Raw genomic sequence first — 4,068 nt, 5'->3', positions numbered from 1 at the left:
CCTTCGGGCTTGACTTCTTGGACTTTCATAGTACTATATAAATACAACATTAGTGGGGAGGCTTGAATCATGGGCTTGGAAATGCTGCTCTTCATCTGCATCATGGGCTTCTTTTCAGCGTTCATCGACGCTGTCGTCGGCGGCGGCGGGCTGATCTCCATCCCTGCGCTGATGATGACGGGGCTGCCGCTCCTAGAGGTGCTCGGCACGAACAAGGCGGCTGCCGTCATGGGCGCGTGCACGAGCTTCATCTCCTTCATCAAGAGCGGCAAGGTCGATATGAACCTCATCCGCCTGCTCTTTCCCATCACGCTCCTCGGCTCCGCCGTCGGCGTGCTCGTCGTGCGGCAGGTGCCGCCCGACTTCCTGCGCCCTCTCGTCGTCGTCATGCTCGCACTCGTGCTCCTCTACAGCATATTCCGCCGCGACTGGGGACGCGAGAACAAGTACCGTGGCATGACGCGCCGCGTTCTCCTGCTCTCCGCCGTCGTCGCCTTCACCTTCGGCTTCTACGACGGCTTCTTCGGACCGGGTACAGGCTCCTTCATGCTCTTCGCCTTCCTGCTCGTGGGCTTCGACTTTCTCGGCGCGGCGGCAAACGCGCGCGCACTGAATTTTGCGAGCAACCTCGCCGCCGTCGTGCTCTTCGCCTACTTCGGTCTCGTCGATTTCACCTACGCCATCCCCATGGGCATATCCATGATCGTCGGCGCCTGGTGCGGCGCGCGCCTCGCCATCAAGAAGGGAAGTTCCTATGTACGGCCGCTCTTCATCGCCGTGACGACCGTGCTCATCGGCAAGCAGCTCTTCGACCTTTTTGGCAAATAACGGAGGATTCCCATGATACACGCAATCATCGACATCGGCTCCAACACCGTGCGCATGGCGGTCTACCAAATCAAGGACAGCGCCGTGGAGCAAATCATGAAGAAAAAGGACACGACGGTGGGACTCGCCTCGTTTATGCACGACAACGTGCTCGAAGAGCGCGGCATCAAGCGGCTCGTCTACGCGCTCGAAGATTTCCAAAAGTTCCTTGCGGCGCTGCACATCGAGAACGTCTCGATTTTCACAACGGGCGCTCTGAGGAACGCCGCGAACAGCCGTGAGGCAATCGAGGAAATCAAAACACGCACAGGACTGGATATTTATGTAATTCGCGGCGAAGAAGAAGCGGAGCTTGACTTCATCGGCGCGACGCACGACCTTGCCGCTGAAGAAGGACTGCTCTTCGACATCGGCGGAGCAAGCACGGAGATGGTTCACTACAAGGCGCAAAAAATCGTGCGCAAGACGAGCCTTCCCGTCGGCTCTCTCTACCTGCACACGAAATTCACGAAAGAGCTCCTGCCGTCTCGCGAGGAAGTCGCGAAGATGCGCACGGACGCCGCACGCATCCTCGATTCCGCCGCAGATTTCACGGGGCTTCAAGGACTTCCCGCCTGCGGCATCGGCGGCACTTTCAAGGGCGCAGCGGCGCTCTCTGCCGCTCTCTTTTCCGCCTCGGACGGCCAGGCGATCACACGCGCGGCAATCGATGCGCTGCTCGCGCGCTTCCTGCGCGATCGCCATCTCACAGAAGATGACGCCGTGCATCTCATGCGCACCGTTCCCGACCGCATGCACACGCTCCTGCCCGGCCTCGTCATCGCCGGCCTTCTCACCGAACGCTTCGCACTTTCTTTCATCGCCTACAGCGACTCGGGCGTGCGCGAAGGCTACATCTACGACCGCATTTTGAAGGAATCAAGCAGGAGAACGATATGAATCGAAGGAGAGACATGACCGATGGCAAAAACAGGCAAGGCAGCAGAAGACACGGAAAGCATCCTGGAACGCCTGAGACGCGAGAGCTTTTCGAGTGAAGCGGCGCTCGAAGAAATGCTGCTCCCTTCGGAAAAAGCGAAAGAACCACCGACAGACGACAGCGATGGCTCTGAGGATATAGACGAGCTGGACGAGCTGGACAGGCTGGACGAGCTGGACAGGCTGGACAGACTAGACGGGCGAACCGACACGAACGGCCTTGACACGACAGAGATATCAGCAGAAAGACAGACACAGGCAGAAAAAGACGGCATCGAGGAAAGAACACCGCCGAGCGGCGAAGCGCGGCCGCGCCAAAGTGCCGCCGAACTCTTGCAGGAATTGCTCGCAGACGAGGAAAAGCGCAGCGAGATGGCAGCCGAATTGGAAGAAGAGGTGAAGCCGCCGCCGCGCGGCGGCTTCCTGCAGGGGCTTTTCGAAAAATGGCTCTCGCCCGAAGGCCGCATGGGGCAAAAGCTCTTCGTCCTGCACCTCATCGGCAGTCTCGTCGCGGCGGCAGGCCTCGCCGCGCTCGTCACGGGTGTGACGGCTGCCGTCCTCTCATGGCTCGGCGCAGGCCGCCCCATGCCGTCGGAAAACATCTCGCTCGCGGCCGCTTTCGCCGCCATCCTCCTCATCAGCGTGCCTCTTGCACTTCTACTGATCGTATTCTTGCGCGCGGCCATGCGGCGCTGGCATGACCTCGGCTACGGCGATACAGCATGGCTCATCGCCGTCATCTGCCCGCTCATTATCCTCGCGCTCGCCGAAGAGGGTCGTATACTGCTCCTCTTCCTTGGTCTGCCGCCGCTTTTAGGCGTCGCTCCCGATCATCTGCTGCTCAAGAGCGCCCTGCCCTATGGGGGCGCGGCACTCACCCTGCTCATCCTCCTGCACGTCTATCTGATCTTTGCCGAAGGAGAGTTTTCGAGCAATGCTTCCGGCTCACCCGAGAGCGCCGCTGATTTGCGCCCCTATATCGCGGAGCGCCCCAAGGAGGACTATCCGTTCTTCCTGCGCATGCTCCAACTCAAGGGGCGCATGAACCGCAAGCGCTTCTTACTGCGCCTGCTCTTCCTCCTCTTCTTCGTCTCGCTGCTCGTCTTCGTCGTGCTGGAAACGGCGGAGCGCCTGCCGCAGCCTCTCGGCAATCTCGTCGCTCTCTACGGCACATCGGTCTCCTGCGCCCTCGCTGCCATCCTGCCCATCGGCATCGTCACACAGCGTCTGCACGACATCGGCAGAAGCGGCTGGCTCGCAGGCGTGCCGCTCGTGCTCACGCTCGCTTTCATCGGCTGCCTCGCATTCTTCGGCGGCGACCCTCGCATCCTCGCACGCGAACCGTTCGGTCTCGAAATCATCGCCGCCGCCTTCGCCCTCGAAATCTACGAAGTCTTCCTGCTCGCCGCCCTCGTCTTCGTCAAAGGCTCCGTGACCGTCAACGATTATGGCGAATCGACGCTGGAGCGGCAGTAGGCAAAAAGAGAAGCACAAACCTTCATAAAAAGGCTTGTGCTTCTCTTTTTGCCAACATGTCGCAGATCTCATTATACTTGTGCCCCGCATGACCCTTGACCCAGCGGAAAATGATGCTTCGCCCGGCAATCAGGCCATCGAGTTCCTGCCAAAGCTCCTGATTGAGGACGGGAGTCCCGTCCGCTTTCTTCCAGCCGCGCCGTTTCCAACTGAAGATCCACTTCGTGATGCCGTTCTTCAGATACTGGCTGTCCGTCGACAGCACGATCGGCTCTCGCTTGGGCAGATGACGCAGCGCCTCGATCGCCGCCGTCATCTCCATGCGGTTGTTCGTCGTCGAAGAATTGCCGCCCGAAAGCGTCTCCATCTCCTCACCCGGACGCACGATGCAGACCGCCCAGCCGCCCGGCCCGTTCGGATTCCGAAGGCACGAGCCGTCCGTATAGACATGGCAGAGAGATGCGTCATCCGCCGCTTCATTCGCTCTGCCGCCCATTGCAGCGCTTTTTTTGCGCACGGACGCACGGCGCGTCGGCGCGGCTTCCTCTTCCTCGAAGAGCGCCGACAAAGGCTGCGCCGCCGTAAGCCAGGCGCGGGCTTCCTCCTCCGTCGGAAAGCTCTTGTATCGTGCGCTGCGAAAGCCTTCTACCTGCGCGCGGCAGTCCTCCCATGTAAGAAAGATTCCCGTCGCACGTCCCGCACGCACGGCATAAAATTTTTGAGCCATTTTCTTATTCACACCCAAACCTTTTTTACTATGAAAGTCCAAGAAGTCAAGCCCGAAGG

At 60.0% G+C, this 4,068-nt stretch carries 4 protein-coding genes; 3 read left to right on the top strand and 1 reads right to left on the bottom strand.

Annotation, left to right across the window (positions count from 1 at the left end):
- Positions 1–69: 69 nt before the first annotated feature.
- Genes QZ177_RS10385 through QZ177_RS10375 form a run of 3 tightly spaced genes read left to right on the top strand, consistent with a single transcriptional unit; the run spans position 70 to position 3,282 of the window.
- On the top strand, positions 70–828 hold the full coding sequence (locus QZ177_RS10385; RefSeq protein ID WP_294177418.1) for a TSUP family transporter: 759 nt from the start codon (positions 70–72) through the stop codon (positions 826–828).
- Between the two features lie 12 nt (positions 829–840).
- Entirely contained in the window at positions 841–1,767 is a 927-nt protein-coding gene (locus QZ177_RS10380) for an exopolyphosphatase (RefSeq protein ID WP_294177416.1), read from the top strand.
- A 21-nt stretch (positions 1,768–1,788) separates the two neighbouring features.
- Positions 1,789–3,282 carry a DUF805 domain-containing protein gene (locus QZ177_RS10375; protein WP_294177413.1) on the top strand — a complete coding sequence of 498 codons (1,494 nt, stop codon included), beginning with the start codon at positions 1,789–1,791 and terminating at the stop codon, positions 3,280–3,282.
- A gap of 22 nt (positions 3,283–3,304) precedes the next feature.
- On the opposite strand, the gene rnhA is transcribed toward QZ177_RS10375, so the two are convergent.
- Complete coding sequence (gene rnhA / locus QZ177_RS10370; protein WP_294177411.1) at positions 3,305–4,009, bottom strand: ribonuclease HI; 705 nt, start codon at positions 4,007–4,009, stop codon at positions 3,305–3,307.
- Positions 4,010–4,068 lie beyond the last annotated feature (59 nt).

The organism is uncultured Selenomonas sp., from assembly GCA_905372355.1.
In the GTDB taxonomy this organism is placed as follows: Bacteria; Bacillota; Negativicutes; order Selenomonadales; family Selenomonadaceae; genus Selenomonas.
Note: the sequence above shows the minus strand (reverse complement) of the source record. Positions and strands in the feature narration are given on the sequence as shown.

What these genes read in the sequence shown, in the direction of transcription:
- QZ177_RS10385 (WP_294177418.1), top strand. Translation starts at nt 70, where the DNA reads ATGGGCTTGGAAATGCTGCTCTTCATCTGCATCATGGGCTTCTTTTCA.
- QZ177_RS10380 (WP_294177416.1), top strand. Translation starts at nt 841, where the DNA reads ATGATACACGCAATCATCGACATCGGCTCCAACACCGTGCGCATGGCG.
- rnhA (WP_294177411.1), bottom strand. Translation starts at nt 4,009, where the DNA reads ATGGCTCAAAAATTTTATGCCGTGCGTGCGGGACGTGCGACGGGAATC.
- QZ177_RS10375 (WP_294177413.1), top strand. Translation starts at nt 1,789, where the DNA reads ATGGCAAAAACAGGCAAGGCAGCAGAAGACACGGAAAGCATCCTGGAA.